Below are 24,627 nucleotides of genomic sequence, written 5' to 3'. Positions count from 1 at the left end.
CTCTAATCCGGTCGTTCAACTTCTTGACGGACTTTCCATTTGCCCGCCAGATGGTCAATTGCCATCGCGTGTTGTTCTTGACGACATTCAAATACCATCGGTTGTGCGTAATGCATGGAATGACGGCCGATTTCGGCTTTATCCAAAATGCCCAATTTATAGGCTGCGTGGCGGAAAGATGCACCATGCCCAACCATAACGACCAGTTGTGGCTTGCCGCTGTGCGAACCTTGAGCTAAGACTTGATTAAGCGTTTGTTGAATAAACTGACTTACGCGGGTGCCGGCTTGCATTAATGATTCGGCACCATCTACCGGTAGGCAGAAATCGGAATTGCTCTTCCAGTGTGGAGGCAGTTCAGAAAAACGCGGGTCTTGTTCAATGACGGCTTCGATTTGTTCAAGCGTTAGATTCGCTAAGGAACCGACTGAGCGTTCGTTTAATGCCGCAGTGCTACTAATTTGGCTTGGCCAAGGTAGGTGCCGTTTGATTTCATTAGCGGTTTGCCAAGAGCGCAATAGATTGGCACTGTACAAATTGGGGTGCAGTTCCCAGTTTTGGTGCTCAAGCAGTTTTTGAAGGGTATCGGCGGCTGTCTGACATTCTTCAATTCCTTGATCGGTCAGGCCGTATGGTTGGTGTGCGCTCGGTACTTGCTCAGCTTGGTGATAGTGAGCATGGCGCAAAAAGGCTAAATAACATCGTTTCATGGCGTCAGTTTAGAAATGCAGAATGACGCTTAGATAACAGCTCCTTGAAAGATTTGTGACAAGGGACTTTGTGCCTTTATAGGCACAAAGTCCTCTTGAAATTTGCAAGGGTTAAAGATCGAAACCGCTAAAGTCGGAGGTATCGACTTTCGAGTCAACCTGACCGACTAGGTAGGAACTGATTTCTGATTCTTGCGGAGCAACTTGAACGTTGTCAGAAACCAACCAGTTATTCATCCACGGTAGCGGGTTGCTACGGTTTTCGAAGATTGGGTCAAAGCCGAGCGCTTTAAGACGGACATTAGTGATGTACTCAACATACTCTTTAAGGATGCTGGCGTTTAGACCGATCATCGAACCGTCTTTAAATAGATAGTCAGCCCATTCTTTTTCCTGTTGCGCTGCAGAGGCAAAAATTTCAATTGCCGCTTCTTTCTGCTCTTTAGCAATAACCGCCATTTCAGGGTCGTCTTTACCGCTCGCCATTAGGCTCAACATATTTTGCGTGCCGGATAGGTGCAGTGCTTCGTCGCGGGCAATCAGCTTGATTACTTTAGCGTTACCCTCCATTAATGAACGTTCGGCAAAGCTGAATGAACAAGCGAAAGAAACATAGAAACGAATCGCTTCTAGAACGTTAACCGAAACCAAAGTTAGATACAGCTGAGTTTTGATTTTCTTACGGAACTCATCGTCTTTTTCAATGTCGATTTCTTCTGCATACATCTTATTGGTCAGCGCAATCAACTCGTCGTAGTGCGAAGTAACCGCCAAAGCACGTTTGGTGATTTCTTTGTTATCGACGATATCGTCAAACACTTCCGACGGGTTAGTGAAGATATTACGGATAATATGCGTATAAGAACGACTGTGGATGGTTTCCGAGAAAGCCCACGTTTCAATCCACGTTTCCAGTTCTGGAATTGAAACCAGCGGCAGTAAGGCAACGTTTGGTGAACGACCTTGTACCGAATCCAATAGCGTTTGGTATTTCAGGTTAGAAACAAAAACGTGTTGTTCGTTTTCAGGAAGCGTTTGGTACTGACCGCGGTCGGTCGAGATATCGACTTCTTCGGGACGCCAGAAGAAAGAAAGTTGCTTCTCGATCAGTTTTTCGAAGAACGGATATTTTTGCTGATCATAACGTGCAACATTGACGTTTTGACCGAAAAACATCGGCTCGTTCATCGCGTTGTTTGCACCTTGGCAAAAAGTTGAGTAAGTATTTTTTTCTTGGCAACTCATATCCGTTCGTCCTTTATATCTATGGATTTCCTCGTGTATTGGCTGTCGTAGGAAATTGGTCAGTTATTCTACTCTAAATTCTAAATGCGAACGAATGTTATTTAACAAAGTTGCTATTTCAATGCAGGGTAGGATCGAAGCTCAATTCTTGCTCTGCCTGAGGCCATTTAAACTTATTCTGCGTTATCCTTAATGGAGAGGCTACTGTTTGTGACGGCTGAGCTTTCTGGTTTTTCGCTCAGTTTTTCATGAATTGCCAACTGTGCTTCATCCAGATTTGAGAACAATTGAAAATGCTCGCCAAATTTTGCCAAACCGTAACGTGCTAAGGCCTTTAATGGTTGGAATTGCAGCTCGCTGAGATAGACTTCAACATGTTGATTTTCCGCTAAGGTGACAAAACGACGTAGCGCGGCCAGCCCACCGGAGTCGAGAATGGTGACCGCATCCATCTGTAACACAATCCCGTCTTTTTCCGGCAGTGTTTCGGCGATTTCCGCGAAAATCCGATCGGCTGCGGCGAAGAACAGCGGCCCTTGAATACGGTAGATATTCCATTCTTCAGGCAGGTTTTCGGTGTGATAACGCTCCACATTGCGGATATCCTGCAAGCGTGTCATTTCGGCAATCTCTTTAACAAACAATATCGACGCGAGGAACATCCCCGCGGTTACTGCGACGGAAACATCAAACAATAGAATCATCACAAAACAGCTGAGATAAACCCAAGTATCGCTATCTGGGTTACGTTTGACGAGTTCCAGCGCGCGCGGGAAATTACTCATCCGCCAAGCGACTAGAATCAGCAGTGCCGACATAGCTGGTATTGGTAGGTGCACCAATAGTTTGGCTAAAAAGAAAATGGCAAATAGAACCACCACTGCGTGTACCATTCCGGCTACCGGTGACAGTGCGCCCGCCCGCAAGTTAGTCATTGAACGTGCCATACCGCCACTGGAAGCAAAGCCGCCAAATAGCGATGATAAAACATTGCCTAAGCCTTGTCCGAGTAACTCGCTATTCGGTGAATGGCGGGTGCCGGCAGTGTTGTCGAGCACCACCGCACAGAACATGGATTCCATTGCACCAAGTACTGCTAGAGTAAAGGCGATCGGAAGTAGGAATTTCAGCATTTCCCAGATTTCCGTGCTGTTCATTAACGACAGCATTTCCAGCATCCAGTCACCTTGAAAAGTGGGCAAGAAATGTGGGATTTCAGCAAACAGTTCGCCGACGGTTTTGATTTCCGCGCCTTGCAGATTCCAATAATAAGTGACGAAACTGGCGATAATGATTCCTGGCAGGTGACCGGGCAGGCGGAATTTGAAACGCGCCCAGAGAATCATAAACAGCATGGTGCTGATACCGACGACTGCTGATTGCCAATGAATTTGCGGTAGATTTTGGGTCATTAACCACAGTCGTTCGATAAAGTCGCTCGGCAGTTCTTGTAATGGCAATCCGAAGACATCTTTCATCTGCAATAAGATTATCAGCGTCGCGATGCCGGTGGTAAAACCGAGGGTGATCGATTCGGGAATATATTCAATCCAGCGTCCGAGCCTTAAGTAAGCCATTACCAGTAATAATAAACCGGCCATTAAAGAGACGAGCACTACGCCCAATAGACCATAACTTTCTGCTACCGGAATCAGCAGGATAACGAAAGAAGCGGTTGGCCCGGCGATACTAAAGCGTGAACCGCCGAATAGGGCAGTAAAAAATCCGGCGACAATCGCAGTATAAAGCCCGTAGATGGGCGAAATCCCGATACCGGTCGCCAATACCATTGAAATTGGAATAGCAAGAATACCGACGGTAAAACCGGCTAATAAATCTTTGCCGAACGCTTGGCGGTTATAGCCCTCTTTTTTGATGTAATCAATTAGGCCGTAGCTGATTTTTAGGCTTTTTAAGTTGTTGGAATAGGGCATATAAAGGTATCGAGAAAGCGTAAAGGTTTCTTTGCATTATGCCAGAACAGAGCCACTTGGCGATTGCCATAGACTAAATTTTCGCTGTAAAGCACACGAGATTAGGAGGAGAAGTGAAAATTTTGATACAAAAAAAGCGATGCAGGAAAATTCCAGCATCGCTTCCCTAGACCGTTAGTGCTTGGCAATCGCATTGCCGTGGTTATGCACTTCAATCAGTTTTTGGTGCAGGGCTTTTACCGCCGTTGGGTAGTGCTCGGCATCAACGAAAATCTGCATCTCAACCTGACGAGTGTTTTGGTGCATCGCTTCGATATTGATGTCTTGGTCAGCAAGACTTTGAATTGCTTTTGCCAATAGGCCTTTAACACGCATATTGGAACCCATCGCCGAGACCATGCAAAGTTTGCTGGTGGTGATTTGCGCCGACGGGAACAACTCTTCAAACTGCACAGTCGCTCTAGAGATTTTCTTTAAAGAACCGTCGATATATAGGGTGATGGTGTTGGCATTGAAATCTTTACTGACCACTTGGCAATTTAGGCGCTTAGTGATTTTCAGAATTTGCGTTTCGTAGTCCGCTTGCTGATTCATCATTTCTTGGTCAAAGATTTCTACCGCTAATAGGCTTTCCATACCGGCGATGATTTCAACGCGTGGTTCTGCCGCTTTGTAATCGGCGGTAATCAAGGTGCCGTGATGATCCGGCTCGAACGTATTCATAATTCGCAATGGGATTTCTGCCTGACGTAGACCTTTTCCTGCTCGCGGATGAATTGCTTCCATGCCTAGGTTTGCCAACTGGTCAGCGATGTCGTAACTGGTTTTCCCGATTGGCACGGCATTGTCTTCTCCGACCAGACGCGGGTCAGCAGAAGATAAGTGGAATTCTTTATGAATAACGGCTTCAGTTGCTTTTAACATTACCGCGATACGACTGAAAGTCATTTCAGAGTAACCACGGTCGAAAGTGCTGATCAGGTTTTCCGAGCAGTGCGCGTACCCGGTGACAATCGGTAAAGTGGTGGTGAAATCAATGTCAGCAAACGCTGTGGTGATGTGCTCGTCCAGCGGCATTTTTTCTTTGACGTCCCAACCGGATAGGTCAACCAAGACACTGTTTACACCATGGTTTTTCAGCAACTCGGCCAGATTGTAAGCCGAGTGGGCTTCACCGATGGAAGCCAAAAGTTCACGAACGGTCAGTAGGTGTTCACGCAGTTCAAAGTGACCGTGGCTACAGATTTCGTGCAGATTGATCAAAACTTCTCGAGTGTCGGTAATACGTTCGTCGATAAAGGCATTCGCGTGTTTTAGCTGTTCGCCGTCGGAGAATAATTCGGCGTTGATTTTCAGCAATTCGGCACGTAGCGTTTCTAAAGATTCCTGCCAAGCGTGCATATCATCGCCGCGCGCAAACAGGCCGTAAACACCAGGTTCGCCGGTTTTTTTGTGCTCAAGCAGATAGTTGGTGATGCCGCCATATGCGGAGACGACAAAAACACGGTTATAACGGTTTTCTGGGTACAGAATGATATTGTCGCGTACCGCTTCGTAGGCGCTCATTGAAGTACCGCCAATTTTTTCTACACTTAACGAACGTGATGCAGACAAGTTTTCTGAGTTAGACATGGAATTTTACGTCTCTTAAGTCGTTGTTTAATAAGGATTATGAATTGTCAACAACCCCTAGGGTTCTGGGTTTTACAGTTCCCGAAAAAATGCGCGCTATTTTACAGTCGTATTGCCGTTTTGTGAATGGAAAATTGCGAGCTAAATCGCCTTATCCCCAAATCCAAAGAATGCACGGCCAGATCAGCGCGTAAATCAGCAAAAGCCAGCCGATTTTCAGCTGGTAACGTCGTAGCAAAATAAAGCCGAATAAAGCGGCTAGGGCACTTGCCAGATCAACAATTGCACTGCTTGCGATTGGATTGATTAAGCTCGCCAATAACAATCCGACTACTGCCGCATTGAGCAATTTAATGCCGCCTTGTAATTGAGGGTGGTGCGCCCATTTTTGCCATGAATTCAGCAGTGCTAAAATCAGTAATAGCCCTGGTAAAAAGACGCCAAGCGTGGCGATAACCGCTCCGATAATCGGAGTCTGTGGCATTAGAATGGCTCCTAAATACGCGGCAATGGTAAACATAGGACCCGGCACTGCTTGCGCTAATGCATAGCCGGTCAAAAATTGTTCGCTACTAACCTGCTCGCCAATCGAATTTTGCAGTAGCGGTAATACGACATGTCCGCCGCCGAAGACCAAACTGCCGGCTTGTGCAAACGGCGCAAACAGGTTTAGCCAAAGGTATTGCGATATGAACTGATTTGGCAATAACAGGTAAACGGCAATCAGCGCACCGATAAAACCAAGAAACAGCCAGCTTAACAAAGGTTTATTTATGTTTGGCGGTGTCGTCGAATTTACGATTTGCTTGCAAGCAAAAAAGCGCCAGCCAATTGCGAAGGCCAATACCAAAACCGCGATTTGCATTAAATTGCCAGCAAAGCCTAAAAGTAATAACGCACTAACGACTGCGACGACACGTGTCTCGATCCGTTGGCAGAACTGCCGAAACATTTTCAGTACCGCATCGGCGACTACCACTACTGCCAGTAGTTTTAAACCGCTAATGACTAGTGCATAAATCGGCTGGTCGCTTGGCGGCTGATAGAGTGCGACCCATAGCAATAATAAAAACGATGGCAGGGTAAAACCGATAAAGGCCGCCCAAGCGCCGAGTAATCCGGCATATCGATAGCCGATGGCAAATCCGACCTGACTGGAACCGGGGCCCGGTAAGAACTGGCTAAGTGCAATTAATTGGCCGTAGTCATTGTCATTCAGCCATTTCATGCGCTCGACAAAATGCTGCCGGAAATAACCGAGATGCGCAGCCGGCCCGCCAAAACTGACACAGCCAAGCCAGAAAAAATGCCATAGCACTTGTAAGCTTTTACTAAGGTTGGAAGCGGGCGATGAAAACATCGGACATACCTATTTATTTTTACTTACGCCCGATTTTACCTTTTACGCTACAAGTGTGGATGAATCCTTTATTGCAGCCCGATACCGATTATTCCGGCAGATTGTAAGAACCGTCTTTATCGTGAGTTTCGCGACCGGTTACCGGCGGATTGAATACACAAACCATGCGCATCTGCGAGCCTTTATTGGCGCTAAGAATATGTTGGTCATGCTGATCCAGTGCATAGACGGTGCCTTCGCGAATCGGATAGGTAATGCCGGTCGCCTTGTCGTAGATTTCGCCTTCGCCCTCGATGCAATACACTGCTTCTAAGTGATTTTTATACCAAAGATGCAGGTCTTCGCCTTCTTTGATTAGAGTGTCGTGTAGCGAAAAGCCCATGCCGTCTTTGGCTAGCAGTAAACGGCGACTAGTCCATTGTTTAGAGTCTACATCGGCGTCTGTGCCGATCACATCGTCATAGAGGTTTTTTACAATCATGGAAAATCCTTGTTTTTGGCTCACCACTCGTGAGCCTTATTAGTTTATTGGTTAGTAGTCGGCTGAACAGGTTTTGATCGCGTCTTTCAAAATGTCGAAACCTTCGTTAATCAGCGCTTCTGTGATAACTAATGGCCCTAAAAATTTGATGACATTACTTTCCGAGCCGGCGGTTTCAATGACGAGACCTTTGTCGAAACATTCACTACAGACTTTGCCGCATAAATCGGCATCACGGAATTCGATGCCCCAGATAAAGCCGTGGCCGCGAACATCTTTGGTCAGGTGTGGGAAAGAAAGCGCTAAATCTTGCATGCGCTCTTCAATCAGTTTGGCTTTTTCTTTATTCTCGTTGGCGAAGGTATCGTCCGCCCAGTATTCGTTGATGGCGGTAGCGGCCGCAATAAATGCCAGGTTGTTACCTCGGAAAGTCCCTGAGTGTTCGCCAGGAGACCATTTATCCAGTTCCGGCTTCATTAATACTAAAGACATTGGTTGACCGGTACCGATGGATTTCGACAGGGTAACGATATCCGGTTGGATATTGGCGCGTTCAAAACTGAAGAAGTCGCCGGTACGGCCATTACCGACCTGAATGTCATCAACAATCATCAGGATATCGAAGTCATCACAGATCTTACGCAGGTCTTTTAGCCATTGCGGGCCGGCAACGTTAATGCCGCCTTCAGCCTGAATGGTTTCCAAAACGATTGCCGCCGGCAGTTCGGTACCTGAAGAGGCGTCTTCCAGAATCTTACGTAAATAGGCGATGGTATCGACCTTATCGCCAAGATAGTTATGGAAAGGCACTTGGTAGGTATAACCCGGAACGCCGTAACTGTCGTCGTGGTAATACTGGTTACCGGTGATACTCAATGACCCCATCGACATGCCGTGGAAGCCGTTGGTGAAACTCATCACCTGTTTACGGCCTTTCACTTTACGCGCAATTTTCAGCGCGGTTTCAATGGCGTTAGTCCCTGTCGGGCCGACAAATTGTAACTTGTAGTTAAGGTGACGCGGTTGCAGGATTTTGGTCACAAAAGCTTCGATAAACTCTTTCTTTGCAACGGTCCCCATATCCAATGCGTGGCCGATACCGTTGCGTTGCAAGTAATCAATAATCGCGGCATTCACTTTCGGATTGTTGTGACCGTAGTTCAAAGCACCGGCACCGGCGAAGAAGTCGATATAACGTTTGCCTTCGGTATCCCAAATTTCCGCGCCTTTAGAGGTATCGAAAATGGTTGGGAAAGAACGAATGTATCCGCGAACTTCGGATTCATAAGTATTAAAAATTTCTAAAGCTGACATCAATTGGTCTCTCTTATTTAAATTTTGAAAATTGTTTATTTACTTCAGTGCCTGTTATCGCTGTTCAAGGCGCGATTGAATGCTCTGACCGGCAGGGGGCTGTAGGCAGTAGTAATCTTCGGCTTCATGCTCTTGGCCGGCGAAATGCGCCTCGGTCAAGAACGTCTCTTTACTGAGTTGTAAGCCAAAGTGGTTGGCTAGGCTTATAAACACGCCTTGCGATGCTTGATTGCTTGGGCTGATGGTACAACTCAAACTTTGCAGATTGGGTTGCAACTGCAACGCTTGTTTTAGTTGCTGGCGTACCAGTTGTTTGGCGATACCTTTGCCGCGACCGGCTTCGGCGACCACCATTTGCCAGACAAACAGTTCAGTCGGTTTGTCTGGGCGCAAATAGCCGGAGACAAAGCCAAGCAGCTCGCCGTTTTGTTCGGCCAACACACAGGTCTGTGTGAAGTGCGAACTTTGCAGAAAATATAGATAGCTTGAGTTCACATCCAACGGAGGAGAATCGGCTATTAATTGGTGAATGTTGAGTCCATCTTCTAAATTTGGACGTCGGTAAATTATCGATGAATTATTGGTAGCAGGCTCCATAATGAGGTACTTCGGTTAAAGATGAATCTTTGACCAATCGCGTTGAAACAAAAATGAATTTGAGAAACACAAAAGACGTTAAGGACACATTTTGGACATGGCTAAGTGCTAAATGAATATGCACAGAAATAGCTGCATGCATATGCCTTACGATTGATCCTGAGGGTTTTGCCCTAGGGATTAGACTTGACCGGTTTTCACGGCCTAGAAAACAGCGCCTAAACGCAGAAGACAGCAATGTAATTGCAGTAGTAAAAAAGATAATTTAAGTCTTGGGTTGCTTAAAATTGCTGCTTACCATAACAAATCGAGGGATATTTTCAAGGGTCTATAGAAAAGGGTAATGTTAACTTGGAGATCTATAGGAATGAGTAAATGGTTATTTGAAAATTAAACACGTTTTATTTCATTAATTATTTTTTTCTTAGAGGCTGAAAAATCAATCGAAGTTATTGATTGTGTAATCCGTAAAAATGGTATTTTGGGTAAGCATTTTTACCGTTTGGATGAAGGAGAGGAAAATGACAATGTTAGCTAAAATTTTATTGAGTGCCTTGATGTTCAGTATGGCTGGTTTGGCGAACGCTTCGGGATTTATCATTGATAGTGCACATTCTGCGATTAGCTATAATGCCGTTCAAACATCGGCGGTAAAGGCTGAAACCTTAAAAAATATCAGCGGTGCTATTTCTAAACAGGGTGATGTGAATGTCATTGTTGGCTTACAAGATTATGACGCCAGTCAAGCGCTTTTGAAAACTAAGATTGATCTAGCTAAGCTATGGCAAATGCCAACGATGCAACGCCTTAAAGTGCCGGCCACTCTACAAATGTCGGGCAGTAGCAAAGTGGTCAATTTAGAACTATTGGCGGCAAAGGTTGCAGGAGGTCAGTTATTGGTCGTCTCAATTGAGCCTGTCATTGTGGATGTTGCCAACGAACAGCTGTCAGTGAATTTTGTCGTTAGTTTCAATCCGGTGTCATAATTGCAGTGCGAATAGTAACAATGACTAAGGCTCTTCGGGATGTGTATTGTAAACTGAACTCAAACGAAGAGCTCAATGCATGAAGCGGATATCGAGAAAACGCTTTGATTGTCGAATTTTACTTATTAACAACCCCTAAAATTTCTTTCATCTTTTTACAATACTTCTTAAAAAAACTGTCACCTTGCGGGTGCGGCTAATCTTTAGACTCTTTTTTAAAATCTTGCTCGTCTTCACGTTAATGCAGATAAATAGCTAGATTTCTTTTGAAAAAGAGTACCTCTAGGAAACTCAGAACAAGTCCAAACTCCTCGCTGAGGTCAATGGGGACTTATTCTGTGTTTCCCTAAATAAATACAGAGACATTAAAGATGACCGAGAACGTTTTAGAAACACCAAAAGAGCAGGAGCTAAATAGCGCTGCGAATTGGCGACAGTGGCTGACAATCGCTTTGCTCGTTTATTTATTGCTTATTGCCGTTGGAATGATTGGCAGTGGCTTCAAAGAAGCAGCAGGGGGACAAGCCAAAGAATTATTTGAATTTGCAAGTAATCCGATTACGGCACTAGTTATCGGTATTATCGCTACTGCACTGATTCAATCCTCCAGTACGGTTACCTCTATTATTGTGGGTCTTGTTGCCGGCGGTATGCCCGTCGAAGTTGCAATTCCTATGGTAATGGGCGCGAATATCGGTACGACAATCACCAATACTATTGTCTCGATGGGCTTCGTTAAAAAAGGCGAAGATTTTAAGCGAGCTTTTCAGGCCGCGACGGTTCACGACTTTTTTAACGTTTTAAGTGTGGTCATTTTCCTTCCGCTCGAAATCATGTTCGGTATTCTTGAAAAAATTGGCGCTTTCTTTGCCAATATGATGCTCGGTGGACAGTCCTTGTCGGTAAAAGAGTTTAATTTCTTAAAACCGATCGTCAAACCTCCCGTTAAATTTCTGCAAAACACGTTCGACTCTTGGGGATTCTCGGATGTTTTATCTGGCTCCGTGTTGATTTTGCTTGGAATTACGTTGATTTTCGTAGTCATTACTGCGATTGGTAAGATTTTGAAACTTGTGATGGTAGGGCGCGCTAAACGTATTCTGCATTCTGCGGTCGGACGCGGTCCTGTTTCAGGTATTGCCTCGGGAACAGGAATCACCGTTCTTGTGCAGTCATCGTCAACGACCACGAGTTTGATTGTGCCGCTGGCAGGGAGCGGAGTATTTAGCCTACGTCAGGTGTATCCTTTCACCTTGGGCGCGAATATTGGTACGACGATTACCGCATTATTAGCTGCAACGGCGGTTTCCGGTGATAATGCAATCTTCGCACTGCAAATTGCGTTAGTGCATTTCTTCTATAATTTGATTGGTGTAATCGTCATTTATGGTGTGCCGTTCCTGCGCGAAATTCCATTAAATCTTGCGGTAACCTTGGCTAGTTTAGCTGAGCGCAACAAGCTGTATGTTGCTGCGTATATGTTATTATTGTTTATCATCATCCCGCTGATCTTAATCGGGTTTAGTGAGTGGGTCTTTTAAGGAATCTCTTTATGGATATTAGTCAAAAAAAAGAAAACTTGCAGACGCAGATTGGCGAGTTAGAAGCACAGCTTTCAGTGCTCAAAAATAAACTTAACGAAGTTGAGAAAGTTGAACAGCACCAAGCAATTGATGAGCTGGATGTTCACCTGAGTGATTTTGATTCTTTATTAAATAATATTATTCTCTTTACTAAGACCTGCCGAGACGAAATAGCTCAAAAGAAATCTTAGCAAACACAGAACAAGTCCAAATGACTTCAGGCAAAGTAAAATTTAGGCTAAGCAAGGCGTCTGTTTGCTGTCATGTCTAGACCTGACAAAAACAGACAGCACCGCTTAGACAAATTTTACCAAGCCCCTGTCTCGACTTACCCCTTCGGGCGTCGAGTTCTTCGTTTGAAGTCAATGGAGATTTATTCTGTGTATCCTTAGTTTAAAAGTTTTGTTGTATTGGAAAGCGGAGGAGACTCCGCTTTTTTGTTTTTAATCGGGTCGTTGAAAATTTACGCAATAGAGGTAGGCGTAAAATTTTAACGAATAGAGTTCGTATGATTTTGAATTAAGAAATCATTCCTTCTAACTCTTCCCAACGTTCAAAAGCGGCTTCGAGTTCGCCTTCTTTGGTTTGCAGTTCGGCGAGTTTCGCTTGCACGGTTGCTTGGTCTTGTGAATAGAAATCCGGTTCGGCCATGACTGCGCTAATGGCTTCGATTTCCGCTTCCAATGTTTCCAGTTTTTCCGGCAGCAAATCGTATTCGCGTTGGTCTTTATAGGTCAGCTTTTTCTTCTGTACCGGCTTATTGACCTGTTTTTCCGGCGCGGTCTCAGTTTTTGTTTCTTCTTTAACGGAAGATTTTTTCTCGGCTTTGGCTTCTTCTAGATAATGTGCTGGACGTTGGCGCAACCAATCGTCATAGCCACCGACATATTCATTAACATCACCCGGCGCGTCGAAAACTAATGAACTGGTACAGACATTATTCAAGAAAGCACGGTCGTGGCTGACAATCAGTACGGTGCCTTCGTAATTCATTAGCAGTTCTTCAAGCAGTTCGAGAGTTTCGACATCAAGATCGTTAGTCGGTTCATCAAGAATCAATAGGTTAGACGGTTTAGCGAAAACACGCGCTAGCAGTAGGCGGTTGCGTTCCCCGCCAGATAGCGCTTTAACCGGTTGGCGAGCACGATCCGGGGTGAATAGGAAGTCGCCTAAATAACCCATAACGTGTTTACGCTGGCCGTTGATTTCGACGTGATCACTCTCTTCTAAAACGCTTTCTACTACCGGAAGCTCCTCGTTTAGCTGGGCACGGTGCTGGTCAAAATAAGCGATTTTTAGATTGGTGCCCAGTTTAATTGAACCTGATTGCGGTTCAAGCTTGCCGAGCAATAGGTTGAGTAGCGTCGATTTACCACAGCCGTTTTCGCCGATAATGCCGATTTTATCGCCGCGAATGACCACGCTGTTTAGGCCGTTGACAATGGGCTTGTTGTCGAAGTTAAAGGTTAGATCTTTGATTTCGATAACCTGCTTACCGGAATAGCCGGCACTATTGGTTTGGAGGTTCGCTTTACCTTGCTGGCTGCGGCGCGCCTTATGCTCGGAACGCAGTTTTTCCAAGGCACGAACACGGCCTTCATTACGGGTACGACGCGCTTTAATGCCTTGACGAATCCAGGTTTCTTCTTGTGCTAGCTTCTTATCGAACTCGGCGTTTTGTTTGGCTTCGGCTTCTAGCCAATTTGCTTTCCGTTGTAAGTAAGTGTGGTAGTCGCATTCCCAGTTACTCAGGCGACCACGATCTAAATCGACGATACGGTTGGCGATGGCTTGAAGAAATGAACGGTCGTGGGTGATAAATACCAGTGCGCAACGCATCCCTGCAATAAAGTTTTCCATCCACTGAATTGACGGAATATCCAAGTGGTTAGTCGGCTCGTCAAGAAGCAGAATGTCCGGCTCTTGAACCAGAGCTTTAGCTAATAATACGCGACGTTTCATCCCGCCGGAAAGGGTTGAGAATTCGATGTCAGCGGGTAGCCCAAGTTTGGAAATAACCGTGTCGACGCGCTGATTTAATTCCCAGCCGTTTTTGGCTTCAATTTCCTGCTGAACTTGGGTGAAATGTTCAAGTACTTCGTCTGAATAGTCATTTTGCATTTTGACACTCAGCTTATGGAATTGATCCAGTAGCGGGGCAATATTGCCTAAGCCTTGTGCGATGATATGAAATACCGAACCATGAGTGTCGTGCGGGACTTCCTGTTGCAGTTTGGCGATTTGCACGCCGTCTTGTACGATTCGACTGCCGTCGTCCGCTGTGATCAAGCCTTCGATTACTTTCAATAAAGTGGATTTGCCTTCACCGTTGCGACCGACGATACACAAGCGGTCATTTGCTTCGATTTGCAGGTTTATTTTATTGAGTAGCGGCGCTGAGCCGAAGCTTAGTTGAATGTCGCGCAGAAACAGCAGAGCCATGAGAAATCCTTGAAAATGTAATATTGGCGCTGATTATAAACCCTGTACGATTTTTTGGGCAAAGCATCTGTATGCTCTCTAGGGCTTCTCTCAATTCAAGGCTTTATGAATTTCGTCGGTCAGTTGTTGCAATTTTATCGGCTTGCCGATAAATCCGTTCATGCCTGCGGCAAGACAACGTTTTTTGTCTTCTTGCATCACATTGGCCGTGAGGGCGATTATCGGCACTTGACGATTGTTCTCGCCGGCCTTGCCTTGACGAATCGCTTCACTGGCAACAAAGCCGTCCATGACCGGCATTTGGCAGTCCATAAAGACTAAATCAAACTTCTGAATCTTCATTTTTTGCAGCGCTTCGGCGCCGTTTTCCGCCAGAGAAACTTTCATTGCCAATTTTTTGAGGAAAGCCTCCGCGACTTTTTGGTTGACTAGGTTGTCTTCTACCACAAGGACTTTCATGCCTTCTAATTCCGAGACAGATTGGTTAGGTTGGCTATTCGGTTTGTCTTGTTCAACTTCGGCTTGTCCGGCAATTAAAGGCAATTCCAACCAGAAAGAAGAGCCTTGATTGAGTGTGGATTCAACGCCCATATTGCCGTGCATCAGTTCGGATAAATTTTTGCTGATAGAGAGTCCAAGGCCGGTTCCGCCAAAACGTCTTGTGGTCGAGGCATCGAGTTGCTGGAAAGCATTGAAGAGTTTGCCTATTTCATCCGGAGCGATGCCGCAACCGCTATCTTTCACCCAGATTCGGTAACGGTCGCCGAGTTTTTGCAGCTCAATTTTGATTTCGCCCTGTTCGGTGAATTTAATTGCATTGCCGACTAGGTTGATAAGAATCTGTTTGATTTTATGTGAGTCACCTTGCAGCCAGTTAATCTGCGAATCCAGTTCAGCATACAGATTTAGACCTTTCGCTTGAGCGGGGGCTTGCATCAGTCCGATAGCATCGGCGATGATTTTGTTGATTGAAAAGTTGTGCTGCTCCAAATCGACCTTGCCGGCTTCGATCTTGGAAAAATCGAGAATATCATTGAGGATGTTTAGCAGCAATTCTCCGCTGTTATGCACCATGCTTAATTTCTGACGCTTTTCGTCTGTTAGCTTGTCGTCGAGAAGCTGTTCCACTAAACCGAGAATACCATTTAAGGGCGTGCGAATTTCGTGCGACATATTGGCAAGAAATTCACTCTTGGCACGGTTGGCGGTTTCCGCTTGGCGCTTAGCCTCCTGTAAATGTTGTTCATCTCGTTTACGACGATTAATTTCAGTAAATGAACCGACCATTCTTAAAGGTTCGCCGTTTTCGTCGCGCTCGACGACCTTACCGCGATCTTGCACCCACGTAGCAACACCATCGTTTTTAAGCATACGGTGTTCCGAATAATAGTATTCCCGTTTGCCTTGCAAACAATCTTGAACAAGCTGCATGACTGTTTCACGGTATTCGGGATGAATATGCGCAATAAAATTATCGACGGTGGCGATTTTGTCGCCTTCATTTAAGCCGAGAATACTGTACCAACGGTCATTGTGGCGCAGTTCGCCGGTGCGAATATCCCAATCCCAAATCCCTTCTAAAGTGGCATCCATAACATAGGAGAGACGCTTTTCACTCTCTTCAATGTTTTGTCGAGCGCGAACCACGTCGGTAATGTCATGCGCAATTACTAAAATTTGCTTTTCGCCATACTCGTTCATTAACGGTTTTTTAATCGATTGAAAGTGTCGAATTTCACCGGTTTCGGCATTCATGGAATCTTCGTAAACGACTTCGGTTTGCATATTGCGCATGATTTGCTGGACGTTTTCACGGAAAAAGCGGTTTTGTTCTTCATTGCCGGTAAAGTGAGCGTCGTCATGACCGATCATTTCATTTGGTGTTGAATTATAGAGATGAGCAACGGTGCGGTTGCAGAGGATAAAATTGCCATCCCAATCTTTCATAATAATGACGTCAGGACTTTCGTCGATTACCGTTCTGAGTAAAGTTTGCTGTGCCTTTAAAGCGTTTTCAAATTTAATCTGCGCACTTAAATCGCGAATTGAGTAAATAAGATAAGGTTGGCCATCGATGTCTATTTTTTTGGCGATAAGTTCGACTTCCAATTGCCGATGTTCATTTAGGCTACATTGCAGTTTCGGTTCTGAATTAGAACATTCGTCGTTTAGTCGTAAGACAATTTGCTCAAGGTCGGTGTTGGTCAGTGCTTGCCAGCTTCGCCCAAGTATTTCATTTGGCGTCGCTTTATCGTCTATAAGTCGAGCAGCCTTATTGTTGATACCGACAATGGCGTGGTCTAAGTCGGTAATCAGACAAGGTTCCGGGAAAATTTCAAGATTTGGGAGCGACATAGTAGCGGCCTGAGCTTCAAGAAGAAATAACTCTGCTTAGCATAGCGGATATTCTTGTAAAGCTTTTTGTGTTATCGCAACTTTAGGATAGGTTTACGAAGATGTCGTGATCGATAAAAAAAGCGCCGCGGGTTATGAGCGGCGCAAAATACAATCATTGGTTTTTGAACAATGGACGCTCAAGGTACGATGCTTGAGCTATGAGAATACTCTCATGAGTCAATCATAGTGAAGTAGGCGTGAAGAAAATGTGAAATTACCGCAAACAGACGCTTTACTTAGCCTAAATTTTACTTTGCCTGAAGTCATTTGGACTTGTTCTGCGCTTCCTAAAACGCCATGATTACTTCAACTTCTTTAGCAGCAATCATGGCGCACAAGCATTATCATTTCTCTAATCATTTTTACTTGGAAAAGAATATGTCCGGTGCGATACAGATTTTAATCGTTGAAGATAATCATCAGGTCATGGAAACCATGCTCGATTACCTTGAGCTTGGAGGGTTTGAAGTGGATTGCGCTTACGATGGTCAGGCGGCTTTGGAGTTATGCCAAAAGTCGACTTATGATGTGATAGTAATGGATATTATGATGCCGAAATTAGACGGTTTGCAGACAGTGCAAGTTCTTCGTCAAGAGATGCATTTGTCGACGCCGATTCTGTTCTTGACCGCTAAGGATTCTTTGGAAGATAAGAAAATGGCGTTTAATGCCGGTGGAGATGATTATCTGATCAAGCCCTTTTCGATGGAAGAGTTGGAGCTGCGTTTGACTGCTTTAAGTAAACGCGGCGGGCGTAAAGATATGTCGTTATTGACGGTCGGAGCTTTACGCTTTGATCTCTCCAACAATCAGATTGTTTGGGGCGCGAAAACCATTAAGTTGGCACCTAAACAGCAAGCGATTCTGAAATGTTTGATGCAGAAACATCCGCAGCTGGTTTCGAGGAAAACTCTGGTTCGCCAAGTTTGGGGTGAGGATGAACCGCAAAGTGATGCACTACGGAGTCATATTTATGCGCTGCGGCAAGCTTTAAATAACGGTCAGCAGTCGATGCTGAAAACCATTCATGGGCAAGGTTATCGTTTGTTAGACGATATTACGGTTGAGCATGAATAAGTCTAAAACGCCGCTATTAACGAGCGATGCACCGCAAATCGTGCGCCATTTTTTCTGGATCAATCTTGGTTTGATTGCCTTATTTATGGTGTTGTTTTTAGCGATGGTTGAGTTTACCGAAAGCCAGTCGGAAAGAGCCAGTTTACAACATTGGTTAACTGCTGAAGCAGAGCAGTATGAGCAGGACTTTGCTAAGCAAGGGCGTTTGGCTTCTTTGCCGAATAGCAATCAATTCGACATTTATTGGAGTGATTCCAGTGACGGGCAAAATCCGCAGTGGTTAACCGCTTACCAACAGGTCGGATTTTACGAACACCATATTGGCAATGAAGATAAGCATCTGCTGGTGCGTGAGAACCCGTCCGGACAAGGTCTGTTCTATATTGTCTTTAAAGATACCGCGGATGATTATCTGGATAGCTTTGAAAATAATCTACATCTTTTTGCTTCACTGCTTGGTTTGTTGGGCTTGGCGATATTGTTTGTGTATATGAAATATGCGCTCAATAAAGTGGCAAAACCGTTGCAGCATGTAGTCGAGAAAATTAATCAGATGCCGCCGGATTTCCCGGATTTTAACGTCGATGCTGAATACCAAGAGCTGCGAGTCATTGAGCAAGCACTCTTGGATAGTAAACAGAAAATGGCCGATTTTATTCGCCGCGAACAGGAATTTAGTCGGTTTAGCGCCCATGAAATCCGCACGCCGTTAATGGTACTGCAAGGTTCGTCGCAGATTTTGCAGCGTTTTAAAAATCCGGATTTTCGTGCTCAGAAGGCGCTCGATAGAATTGAGCAGAGTTGCGATGAAATTGCCTTGTTGACGGATACTTTCTTATTGCTTGGCAAGCAGGAAATTGAAGTAGAGCGTTTTGAGGAAGTGAATGTCAATGTGGTGGTCAATTCGCAGCTGAATGTGGTTAGAGAACTGTTCCCAAGTGAGAATAAACCTTATAGTCTACATGAAGAAGCACAGCTATTAGTGCAAGCGCCGCCGGCATTTGTTCTGGTGTTGATTCGCAATTTGCTTAGGAACGCGTGCGGTTATAGTAGCGGTACGGTGCGCATTACCATTACGGAATCGGGGCTTTGTATCTACAATCCTTATCAGCCAAACAGTGAGAATCTGTTACAGGCAAACCGCAGCTATGGCTATGGGTTGGAGATTGTCGAGCGTATTTGCCAGATGTTAGGTTGGCATTTCAGCTATCAGCGTTTGCAAGAGGAATTTTGTGCGCAAGTGGTATGCGAGCCTAAAAATCCAGACTTACGATTAGGTTGCTGGTAGAACGCATCAATGCATCTTGGCGATGTTTCACAGGTTCACTAATATCTTCTAGAATATTGAGGATAATCCCGGTCTCTTCAGTCGGCTCTTTTTGGCGATTTTGCGCCATGCGATTCCAGAGGTTGTAAATCAAGCGGCCGCGTGGATTAATGCAGTTCTGAATTTGTTGATGGAATCCGTAATCGCACAGTTCGCTTGGAATGCCATGGGCATCGAAGATATCGACGATGATGCAGTCGAATTTATGCCGCGGGTCTTTTTGACAGAAACTTGCCAGTTCTTCAATATAAGCGATGGCATCCGCTTGAACGCTCTCTACTTCCGGTACATCCGGCAGTTGGAAAAATCGATAGGCGACATCAATCACGATCTGGCGCAGTTCAACAATGGTGAGTTGCACGTCCGGCAGACTGTGATAAAGGTGGTGTGCCATAGTGCCACCGCCCATGCCGAGCATTAAAATACGGTAATCTTTTGGTTGATTAACTTGTTGAAAGTGTTCATTGACTTGGGCAACCATTTTCTGCTGATATTCAAAATTCAGCGTCATCGGCGCATTGCGGAAGATGCAACTCTGTTCGACCGGAGAATCGAAATGCAGTTTACGCACGGTACGGTTTTCGATGACTTCGATAATGCCGTATTCGTCGCGGGCTTTATGAATAACTGTGCCACCGAACTTCATCTATTTATCCTCTCCTTGTAAACCGGCCCACCACAGGCGCAGACGCAAGCCAATCGAGCTAGTGACGCCGACTTCGACAAATTCGATATTGCCGTTCGGGGCAATCACAAAATCGGCTGGTACGCCTTTGGCGCCAAACTGTTTGGCGATAGCGCCGTCTAAGTCATTGACGATCAATGACGTATTCATCTTGTGTTCTGCGGCGTAATCGAGAAGCTGTTGATCATCGCCGGATTGCGTGGCAATACTGATGACCTTGTGATCGGCAGCGATATTTTCGATGCCGTCCCGGCTAAAGGTGCAAACTGGGCACCACGTCGCCCAGATATGGATCAACACTGGCTCTCCTTGTGCATTCATCGCTTGCAAATCCAAGGTTTCCCCATTCAAGCTTTGCAGTTGTAATTTGGGGGCTTGACCTTCAATGACATCGCCTTGCATCAATGGGCGTAGCGCCATAAAGATGGCGACAAAAAGCAAAACGGTCAGTAGGTTTTTCATCCAACTTTTTTGCCAAATTGACGGTGGCTGTTCTGGCTTTTTCATGGTTTGGTCATCTTTCATGGCGCACGGTTTCTCTTTTGAATGCTCTACAATAAGCAGAAATTTTGCGCAGATTATAAACCATTTGACTGGGCAAAGATTCACAGCAATTTGAAAGGATAAATATTTATGCAGGCAGACTTTTGGCATGACATGTGGGCCAGCGGTGTGGTTGGTTTTCACCAGCAGGAGATTAATCGTTTTTTACGGGATTTCTGGCCTAAGCTGGAACTGGAGGGGCAAGGACGGGTTTTAGTACCTCTATGCGGCAAGTCTCTGGATATGCTGTGGTTGCGTAAACTTGGGCATGAAGTGCTTGGGATTGAGCTATCGCAAAAAGCGTTGGATGAGTTTTTATCTGAGAATCAATTAAACGCCGAACCGGTTCAGCATGATAATTATTGTGGCTATGAACTGGAGCAGATGACATTATTGTGCGGTGATTTTTTTCAGTTGACGGCTGAAGATTGCATGCAAGTACAAGCGGTATATGACCGTGCATCGATTGTCGCTTTGCCACCGAAAATGCGTCACGACTACGCGCGACACTTGCAGAAGGTTTTACCAAAGGGGACACCGTTTTTAATGGTGATTATGGAGTACGATCAAAGTACTATGAATGGCCCGCCGTTCTCGGTTCTGGAGTCGGAAGTGCGTGAGCTGTTTGCGGAATTTGCGTCGATTGAAGTGGTCGATGAAGAGCGATTTGAGCGCAAAGGTAATGCAGTGACAGAGAAGGTATTACTATTACGCCCGTAGATAATCGGCAGAATTTAGCGAGGCATGATTTCCAAATAATTTTCAAAAAATGGAAAGCCTTGCGGGTCAATTTTGCTTAACTTTGGGCTAACGTAGGTTGCACACATTGGAATAGCAATGCCATATTGCTGCGCAGTTGTTAAAGCTTTTAGATTGTCATCAATCAACATAGTTCGGCTTGGGTCATAAGGCTCGATATGCTGGATTTCCGACCAAATACGGATGTCCTCTTTTGGGATGCCTAAGTCATGCGCAGAGATCATCGTATGGAAATAGCGGCCGATTTCCGTCATTTCTAACTTTAGGGCAAGGCTGTCGCGATGCGCGTTAGTCACCATCACCACTTTTTTGTCGTGCGCACGCAGTGCTGCCAAAAACTCCAAAACTTCCGGATGTACCGCAATGTCATCCTTGAAACCGCGTTTTAGCTCGGCAATATTCAATCCGAGTTTTTCACTCCAGAAATCCAAACAGTACCAATTTAAGGTGCCGGCATGGGAATTAATTTCTTTATGAATCTTTGCCATCGCCGAGCGAATCGAAATATGCTTTTTATAAGCGTAGGCTTCCGGTACCGTATGCATCCAGAAATGGTGGTCGAAATGCAGATCCAGTAGCGTTCCGTCCATGTCTAATAATACGGTGTCGATTTGATTCCAGTCTAGGAGTTGTTTAGGGTTCATTTGTGTGTTTTCTGTTGTGTCTAAAATTTTATCAACTGAGGCGCATTGAGCGCGGTCATTCTAAATAAGCGAAGGGCAACAAAAGTTGATGGGGTTTTAGCCACAACCCTAAAGGGCTTATAGCAGTTTACCTTTCTTCTACGTTAGAACTCACTTATATATAGAGTAACTATATCGCGTTCATTCTGCCTTGATGAAAGAAAAACTGCAAAAGCAGAATAGACAAATGAACCCTAAACAGCCCCTCACATTGGCAAGTGTTTTCCCTTAGCGTATGATGTTTGGCAGTCATTATCGTTTGCCAAATGAGATTTTTATGAGTCAAAAACTGCCCACCATTTTAGCGGAAAATATCGCCGCTAAGTCGCGGATTTTTACCGTACAGTCGCAACACTTGCAGTTTACCAATGGCGTGGAAGTACACTACGAGCGTCTTTTAGGGAGCCAAGGTGGTGCAGTGTTGATTATTCCAATGCTGGAAGATGGCACCATGTTGTTAATTCGCGAGTTCGGCGCCGGCGTTGGCCGTTACGAGTTAGGGTTTCCGAAAGGTAAAATTGACCCTGGAGAAACTTGGTTGGAGGCGACCTTGCGAGAGAGCAAGGAAGAGATTGAGCATTTGCCGCAAACCGTTGAACTATTGGATAGTGTCTCTTTGGCGGCAGGGTATATGACTCATCAAACCCATATTGTCTTGGCGACCGGTTTGGAACCGGCTACAGCGTTGGGTGATGAACCTGAGCCGTTGGAAATCGTGCCGTGGCATATCGACGACTGGCAAAAGCTACTGCATCATCAGGATTTTAGCGAAGGACGCGCCTATGCTGCTTTGTTATTGGTTTTAAAACATCTAGGAAAAATTTAATGGAACAAATTGACCAGCAGCAGTTGCAGCAATGGCTACCGCAGGTTTGTAAGATTGCCTTGCAAGCCGGGCGTTGTATTTCTCGCATGTATCGTGAAAATCAAGCGAATGAGTTTATCGATGTCGATAAGAAAAAAGACGGCACGCCGGTTACCGAGGCAGATCGTTATGCAGACGGTTTAATCTTTACAGCATTGCAATCCATGACGCCGGATATTCCTCTAGTAACCGAGGAGAGCGTGGCGAAGTTTTCGTTTGATGAACGTCAGCACTGGTCGACTTATTGGTTGGTAGATCCTTTGGACGGCACCAAAGAGTTTATAGAAGGAACCGGCGAATTCAGCGTCAATATCGCGTTAATTCATCATCATAAACCGGTACTTGGTGTGGTCTTTGGGCCGGAAGTGAATCACCTTTATTATGCGATTCAAGGGAATACTTCTTATAAGGTCGATGTAGGCGTGCAGTCTAACGATGTTGATACGTTAGATATAAAAGCACTATTACAGCAGGCGCGCGCAATTCGTACGGCGAATCTTGCTCAAGAGGAAATCACTAAGGTTGCAGTCAGTCGTCGACATGGCGGGCGAACGCAATACTTTATGTCCGAGTTGGGCGCTCATGAAACGGTAAAAATGGGTTCTGCTCTGAAAAGCTGCCTTGTTGCTGAAGGTGCAGCGCATGTCTATCCTCGATTTGGGCCGACTTCCTTGTGGGATACTGCGGCTTCACAGATTATTGTCGAAATGGCAGGAGGTGCTGTGCTTAATGCTGCCGGTCATCCGTTGGAATATGTGCAGACACCAACGTTGCTCAATCCTTTCTTTTTGGTGGTTTGCCAAACCGATTATTCATGGCCGCCGATTCCGGAAGTGATGTAACTTCCGATTTATCAATTGTCTTTTCTATAGTCTATAAGCGCCCATTTTTTATTGGGCGTTTATTATTTCAAGATTATTTCATCTCCATTCACTATTTTTTCAGATCACTCCTTAGATGAAATTACCTTGCGATTTTCTTTGCACCAAGTTGGTTTATTTTTTGTATTTAATTGGTGCTAAAGTAAATTGTAAAAAAACGGTAAAAATGAGTTTGTTTTTGTAAGTTATTGAAAGTAAATGTTTAATCAGTTTTTGGCACTTAGCAGGCTATTAACTCAGCAAAGTTAAATGCTTTAAATTTTTAACAAACAACTCAATTAGTCTTGGAGATTAGATAATGAAAAAATCACTACAACTTAAACCTCTACTACTTTCACTAGCTGTTGCAGGTTCTTCAATGGCAGCGATTGCACCAGCAACCACGCAAGCTGGGGTTTCCGCTAATGTTGGTATGGTTTCGAATTACATTTTCCGTGGGGTGGAACAGACTGAATCAGCTTCGGCATCTGCAGGCTTGGATTATGAACATGAGTCAGGCATCTATGTTGGTACTTGGGTTGCTGATGTTGAAGACGGGCTAGAATATGATATTTACGCTGGATGGAGTGGAGAAATCGAAGGTTTTTCTGTAGGAGCTGGTTTTGCTGGATATTACTACACTGATGACGCATTTGATGACACTTATCAAGAATTAAATCTTTCTGTGGGCTATGGTCCTGTAACTGTTGGTTATGACCGTGGGGAGTATGATAACTACGGTAATAAGTTAGATTATGATCATATGTACGCTTCTATTGGTCTTGGAGATTTTTCTGCAACCGTAGGCCAACTTGATGGCGATATGGATACTAAAGACGATGAGTTGACTTATGTTGATGTTGGTTACTCATTCTCATTAGCTGAAGGCCTAGATGGTGGTGTGAATTACATCTATTCTGATCCAGACGGTGGTGATTCAGCTGATTATCTTGTACTAAGCATCACTAAGTCTTTCGACTTGATGTAATAATGGCTTAACTTATTAGGTCAAAAGCCGGCACAATGCCGGCTTTTTAGTTTGAGTTTGACCTGTCCTAAATAGCGTTGACACTTTTTCCGCCCTTAAAAGGAAAAAGTAATGACTTCAAACACTAAGCGTACCCAACGTGACTATTCCCTTGCCTTT

Annotated in this window: 22 protein-coding genes; 9 read left to right on the top strand and 13 right to left on the bottom strand. The window is 45.0% G+C overall.

Annotated features, from left to right (window positions below; genetic code table 11):
- Positions 1 to 2 precede the first annotated feature (2 nt).
- From J3998_RS10190 to ectA, 8 genes are all read right to left on the bottom strand, one after another.
- On the bottom strand, positions 3 to 710 hold the full coding sequence (locus tag J3998_RS10190; protein WP_208150560.1) for a histidine phosphatase family protein: 708 nt from the start codon (positions 708 to 710) through the stop codon (positions 3 to 5).
- Positions 711 to 821: 111 nt separating this feature from the next.
- A complete protein-coding gene (gene nrdB / locus J3998_RS10185) occupies positions 822 to 1,955 on the bottom strand; it encodes a class Ia ribonucleoside-diphosphate reductase subunit beta (RefSeq protein WP_208150559.1) in 1,134 nt (377 codons plus the stop codon).
- A 173-nt stretch (positions 1,956 to 2,128) separates the two neighbouring features.
- Positions 2,129 to 3,889: a C4-dicarboxylic acid transporter DauA gene (gene dauA, locus J3998_RS10180; RefSeq protein ID WP_208150558.1), complete on the bottom strand. Its 1,761-nt coding sequence runs from the start codon at positions 3,887 to 3,889 to the stop codon at positions 2,129 to 2,131.
- 174 nt (positions 3,890 to 4,063) lie between these two features.
- A complete protein-coding gene (locus tag J3998_RS10175) occupies positions 4,064 to 5,521 on the bottom strand; it encodes an aspartate kinase (protein ID WP_208150557.1) in 1,458 nt (485 codons plus the stop codon).
- A gap of 151 nt (positions 5,522 to 5,672) precedes the next feature.
- A complete protein-coding gene (gene chrA, locus J3998_RS10170; RefSeq protein ID WP_208150556.1) occupies positions 5,673 to 6,881 on the bottom strand; it encodes a chromate efflux transporter in 1,209 nt (402 codons plus the stop codon).
- A gap of 88 nt (positions 6,882 to 6,969) precedes the next feature.
- A complete protein-coding gene (locus tag J3998_RS10165) occupies positions 6,970 to 7,362 on the bottom strand; it encodes an ectoine synthase (protein WP_208150555.1) in 393 nt (130 codons plus the stop codon).
- A 51-nt stretch (positions 7,363 to 7,413) separates the two neighbouring features.
- A complete protein-coding gene (gene ectB, locus J3998_RS10160) occupies positions 7,414 to 8,676 on the bottom strand; it encodes a diaminobutyrate--2-oxoglutarate transaminase (RefSeq protein ID WP_208150554.1) in 1,263 nt (420 codons plus the stop codon).
- A 54-nt stretch (positions 8,677 to 8,730) separates the two neighbouring features.
- Positions 8,731 to 9,273: a diaminobutyrate acetyltransferase gene (gene ectA, locus J3998_RS10155; RefSeq protein WP_208150553.1), complete on the bottom strand. Its 543-nt coding sequence runs from the start codon at positions 9,271 to 9,273 to the stop codon at positions 8,731 to 8,733.
- A 521-nt stretch (positions 9,274 to 9,794) separates the two neighbouring features.
- On the opposite strand from ectA, the gene J3998_RS10150 reads away from it, so the two are divergent.
- The 3 genes from J3998_RS10150 to J3998_RS10140 all read left to right on the top strand — a co-directional run bounded on the left by J3998_RS10150 (position 9,795) and on the right by J3998_RS10140 (position 12,033).
- Positions 9,795 to 10,259, top strand: a complete 465-nt coding sequence (locus J3998_RS10150) for a hypothetical protein (protein ID WP_208150552.1) — start codon at positions 9,795 to 9,797, stop codon at positions 10,257 to 10,259.
- A 371-nt stretch (positions 10,260 to 10,630) separates the two neighbouring features.
- Positions 10,631 to 11,800 (top strand): Na/Pi symporter, encoded by a 1,170-nt coding sequence (locus J3998_RS10145; RefSeq protein WP_208150551.1) that lies wholly within the window; start codon positions 10,631 to 10,633, stop codon positions 11,798 to 11,800.
- 11 nt (positions 11,801 to 11,811) lie between these two features.
- Positions 11,812 to 12,033 (top strand): hypothetical protein, encoded by a 222-nt coding sequence (locus tag J3998_RS10140; protein ID WP_208150550.1) that lies wholly within the window; start codon positions 11,812 to 11,814, stop codon positions 12,031 to 12,033.
- Positions 12,034 to 12,361: 328 nt separating this feature from the next.
- On the opposite strand, the gene J3998_RS10135 is transcribed toward J3998_RS10140, so the two are convergent.
- Both J3998_RS10135 and J3998_RS10130 read right to left on the bottom strand, forming a co-directional pair.
- Positions 12,362 to 14,284: an ATP-binding cassette domain-containing protein gene (locus J3998_RS10135; RefSeq protein ID WP_208150549.1), complete on the bottom strand. Its 1,923-nt coding sequence runs from the start codon at positions 14,282 to 14,284 to the stop codon at positions 12,362 to 12,364.
- A 90-nt stretch (positions 14,285 to 14,374) separates the two neighbouring features.
- Positions 14,375 to 16,639, bottom strand: a complete 2,265-nt coding sequence (locus tag J3998_RS10130) for a hybrid sensor histidine kinase/response regulator (protein WP_208150548.1) — start codon at positions 16,637 to 16,639, stop codon at positions 14,375 to 14,377.
- Positions 16,640 to 17,008: 369 nt separating this feature from the next.
- Here J3998_RS10130 and J3998_RS10125 point away from each other — a divergent pair, with 369 nt between their 5' ends.
- Both J3998_RS10125 and J3998_RS10120 read left to right on the top strand, forming a co-directional pair.
- Positions 17,009 to 17,758 (top strand): response regulator transcription factor, encoded by a 750-nt coding sequence (locus J3998_RS10125; protein ID WP_208150547.1) that lies wholly within the window; start codon positions 17,009 to 17,011, stop codon positions 17,756 to 17,758.
- Entirely contained in the window at positions 17,751 to 19,046 is a 1,296-nt protein-coding gene (locus tag J3998_RS10120; protein ID WP_208150546.1) for a sensor histidine kinase, read from the top strand. Before J3998_RS10125 ends, J3998_RS10120 begins: the two co-directional genes overlap by 8 nt.
- Here J3998_RS10120 and J3998_RS10115 read toward each other — a convergent pair.
- Both J3998_RS10115 and J3998_RS10110 read right to left on the bottom strand, forming a co-directional pair.
- Complete coding sequence (locus J3998_RS10115) at positions 19,012 to 19,731, bottom strand: spermidine synthase (RefSeq protein ID WP_208150545.1); 720 nt, start codon at positions 19,729 to 19,731, stop codon at positions 19,012 to 19,014. The genes J3998_RS10120 and J3998_RS10115 overlap by 35 nt on opposite strands.
- The gene (locus J3998_RS10110; RefSeq protein WP_243750704.1) at positions 19,732 to 20,295 is read right to left on the bottom strand and encodes a protein disulfide oxidoreductase; all 564 of its coding nucleotides are present in this window, start codon (positions 20,293 to 20,295) and stop codon (positions 19,732 to 19,734) included.
- Between the two features lie 108 nt (positions 20,296 to 20,403).
- On the opposite strand from J3998_RS10110, the gene J3998_RS10105 reads away from it, so the two are divergent.
- The gene (locus J3998_RS10105) at positions 20,404 to 21,033 is read left to right on the top strand and encodes a thiopurine S-methyltransferase (protein WP_208150544.1); all 630 of its coding nucleotides are present in this window, start codon (positions 20,404 to 20,406) and stop codon (positions 21,031 to 21,033) included.
- Between the two features lie 14 nt (positions 21,034 to 21,047).
- On the opposite strand, the gene yrfG is transcribed toward J3998_RS10105, so the two are convergent.
- Entirely contained in the window at positions 21,048 to 21,716 is a 669-nt protein-coding gene (yrfG, locus tag J3998_RS10100; protein ID WP_208150543.1) for a GMP/IMP nucleotidase, read from the bottom strand.
- Positions 21,717 to 22,032: 316 nt separating this feature from the next.
- On the opposite strand from yrfG, the gene nudE reads away from it, so the two are divergent.
- The 3 genes from nudE to J3998_RS10085 all read left to right on the top strand — a co-directional run bounded on the left by nudE (position 22,033) and on the right by J3998_RS10085 (position 24,468).
- The gene (nudE, locus tag J3998_RS10095) at positions 22,033 to 22,581 is read left to right on the top strand and encodes an ADP compounds hydrolase NudE (RefSeq protein WP_208150542.1); all 549 of its coding nucleotides are present in this window, start codon (positions 22,033 to 22,035) and stop codon (positions 22,579 to 22,581) included.
- Positions 22,581 to 23,462: a 3'(2'),5'-bisphosphate nucleotidase CysQ gene (gene cysQ, locus J3998_RS10090; protein ID WP_208150541.1), complete on the top strand. Its 882-nt coding sequence runs from the start codon at positions 22,581 to 22,583 to the stop codon at positions 23,460 to 23,462. Before nudE ends, cysQ begins: the two co-directional genes overlap by 1 nt.
- Before the next feature lie 337 nt (positions 23,463 to 23,799).
- On the top strand, positions 23,800 to 24,468 hold the full coding sequence (locus J3998_RS10085) for a TorF family putative porin (protein ID WP_208150540.1): 669 nt from the start codon (positions 23,800 to 23,802) through the stop codon (positions 24,466 to 24,468).
- The last annotated feature ends 159 nt before the right edge of the window (positions 24,469 to 24,627 follow it).

Origin of the sequence: Thiomicrorhabdus marina (genome assembly GCF_017571465.1) — a bacterium.
Classification (GTDB): domain Bacteria; phylum Pseudomonadota; class Gammaproteobacteria; order Thiomicrospirales; family Thiomicrospiraceae; genus Thiomicrorhabdus; species Thiomicrorhabdus marina.
Note: the sequence above shows the minus strand (reverse complement) of the source record. Positions and strands in the feature narration are given on the sequence as shown.

Coding starts and splice junctions, on each gene's coding strand:
- J3998_RS10190 (WP_208150560.1), bottom strand. CDS start 710: ATGAAACGATGTTATTTAGCCTTTTTGCGCCATGCTCACTATCACCAA.
- nrdB (WP_208150559.1), bottom strand. CDS start 1,955: ATGAGTTGCCAAGAAAAAAATACTTACTCAACTTTTTGCCAAGGTGCA.
- dauA (WP_208150558.1), bottom strand. CDS start 3,889: ATGCCCTATTCCAACAACTTAAAAAGCCTAAAAATCAGCTACGGCCTA.
- J3998_RS10175 (WP_208150557.1), bottom strand. CDS start 5,521: ATGTCTAACTCAGAAAACTTGTCTGCATCACGTTCGTTAAGTGTAGAA.
- chrA (WP_208150556.1), bottom strand. CDS start 6,881: ATGTTTTCATCGCCCGCTTCCAACCTTAGTAAAAGCTTACAAGTGCTA.
- J3998_RS10165 (WP_208150555.1), bottom strand. CDS start 7,362: ATGATTGTAAAAAACCTCTATGACGATGTGATCGGCACAGACGCCGAT.
- ectB (WP_208150554.1), bottom strand. CDS start 8,676: ATGTCAGCTTTAGAAATTTTTAATACTTATGAATCCGAAGTTCGCGGA.
- ectA (WP_208150553.1), bottom strand. CDS start 9,273: ATGGAGCCTGCTACCAATAATTCATCGATAATTTACCGACGTCCAAAT.
- J3998_RS10150 (WP_208150552.1), top strand. CDS start 9,795: ATGACAATGTTAGCTAAAATTTTATTGAGTGCCTTGATGTTCAGTATG.
- J3998_RS10145 (WP_208150551.1), top strand. CDS start 10,631: ATGACCGAGAACGTTTTAGAAACACCAAAAGAGCAGGAGCTAAATAGC.
- J3998_RS10140 (WP_208150550.1), top strand. CDS start 11,812: ATGGATATTAGTCAAAAAAAAGAAAACTTGCAGACGCAGATTGGCGAG.
- J3998_RS10135 (WP_208150549.1), bottom strand. CDS start 14,284: ATGGCTCTGCTGTTTCTGCGCGACATTCAACTAAGCTTCGGCTCAGCG.
- J3998_RS10130 (WP_208150548.1), bottom strand. CDS start 16,639: ATGTCGCTCCCAAATCTTGAAATTTTCCCGGAACCTTGTCTGATTACC.
- J3998_RS10125 (WP_208150547.1), top strand. CDS start 17,009: ATGGCGCACAAGCATTATCATTTCTCTAATCATTTTTACTTGGAAAAG.
- J3998_RS10120 (WP_208150546.1), top strand. CDS start 17,751: ATGAATAAGTCTAAAACGCCGCTATTAACGAGCGATGCACCGCAAATC.
- J3998_RS10115 (WP_208150545.1), bottom strand. CDS start 19,731: ATGAAGTTCGGTGGCACAGTTATTCATAAAGCCCGCGACGAATACGGC.
- J3998_RS10110 (WP_243750704.1), bottom strand. CDS start 20,295: ATGAAAGATGACCAAACCATGAAAAAGCCAGAACAGCCACCGTCAATT.
- J3998_RS10105 (WP_208150544.1), top strand. CDS start 20,404: ATGCAGGCAGACTTTTGGCATGACATGTGGGCCAGCGGTGTGGTTGGT.
- yrfG (WP_208150543.1), bottom strand. CDS start 21,716: ATGAACCCTAAACAACTCCTAGACTGGAATCAAATCGACACCGTATTA.
- nudE (WP_208150542.1), top strand. CDS start 22,033: ATGAGTCAAAAACTGCCCACCATTTTAGCGGAAAATATCGCCGCTAAG.
- cysQ (WP_208150541.1), top strand. CDS start 22,581: ATGGAACAAATTGACCAGCAGCAGTTGCAGCAATGGCTACCGCAGGTT.
- J3998_RS10085 (WP_208150540.1), top strand. CDS start 23,800: ATGAAAAAATCACTACAACTTAAACCTCTACTACTTTCACTAGCTGTT.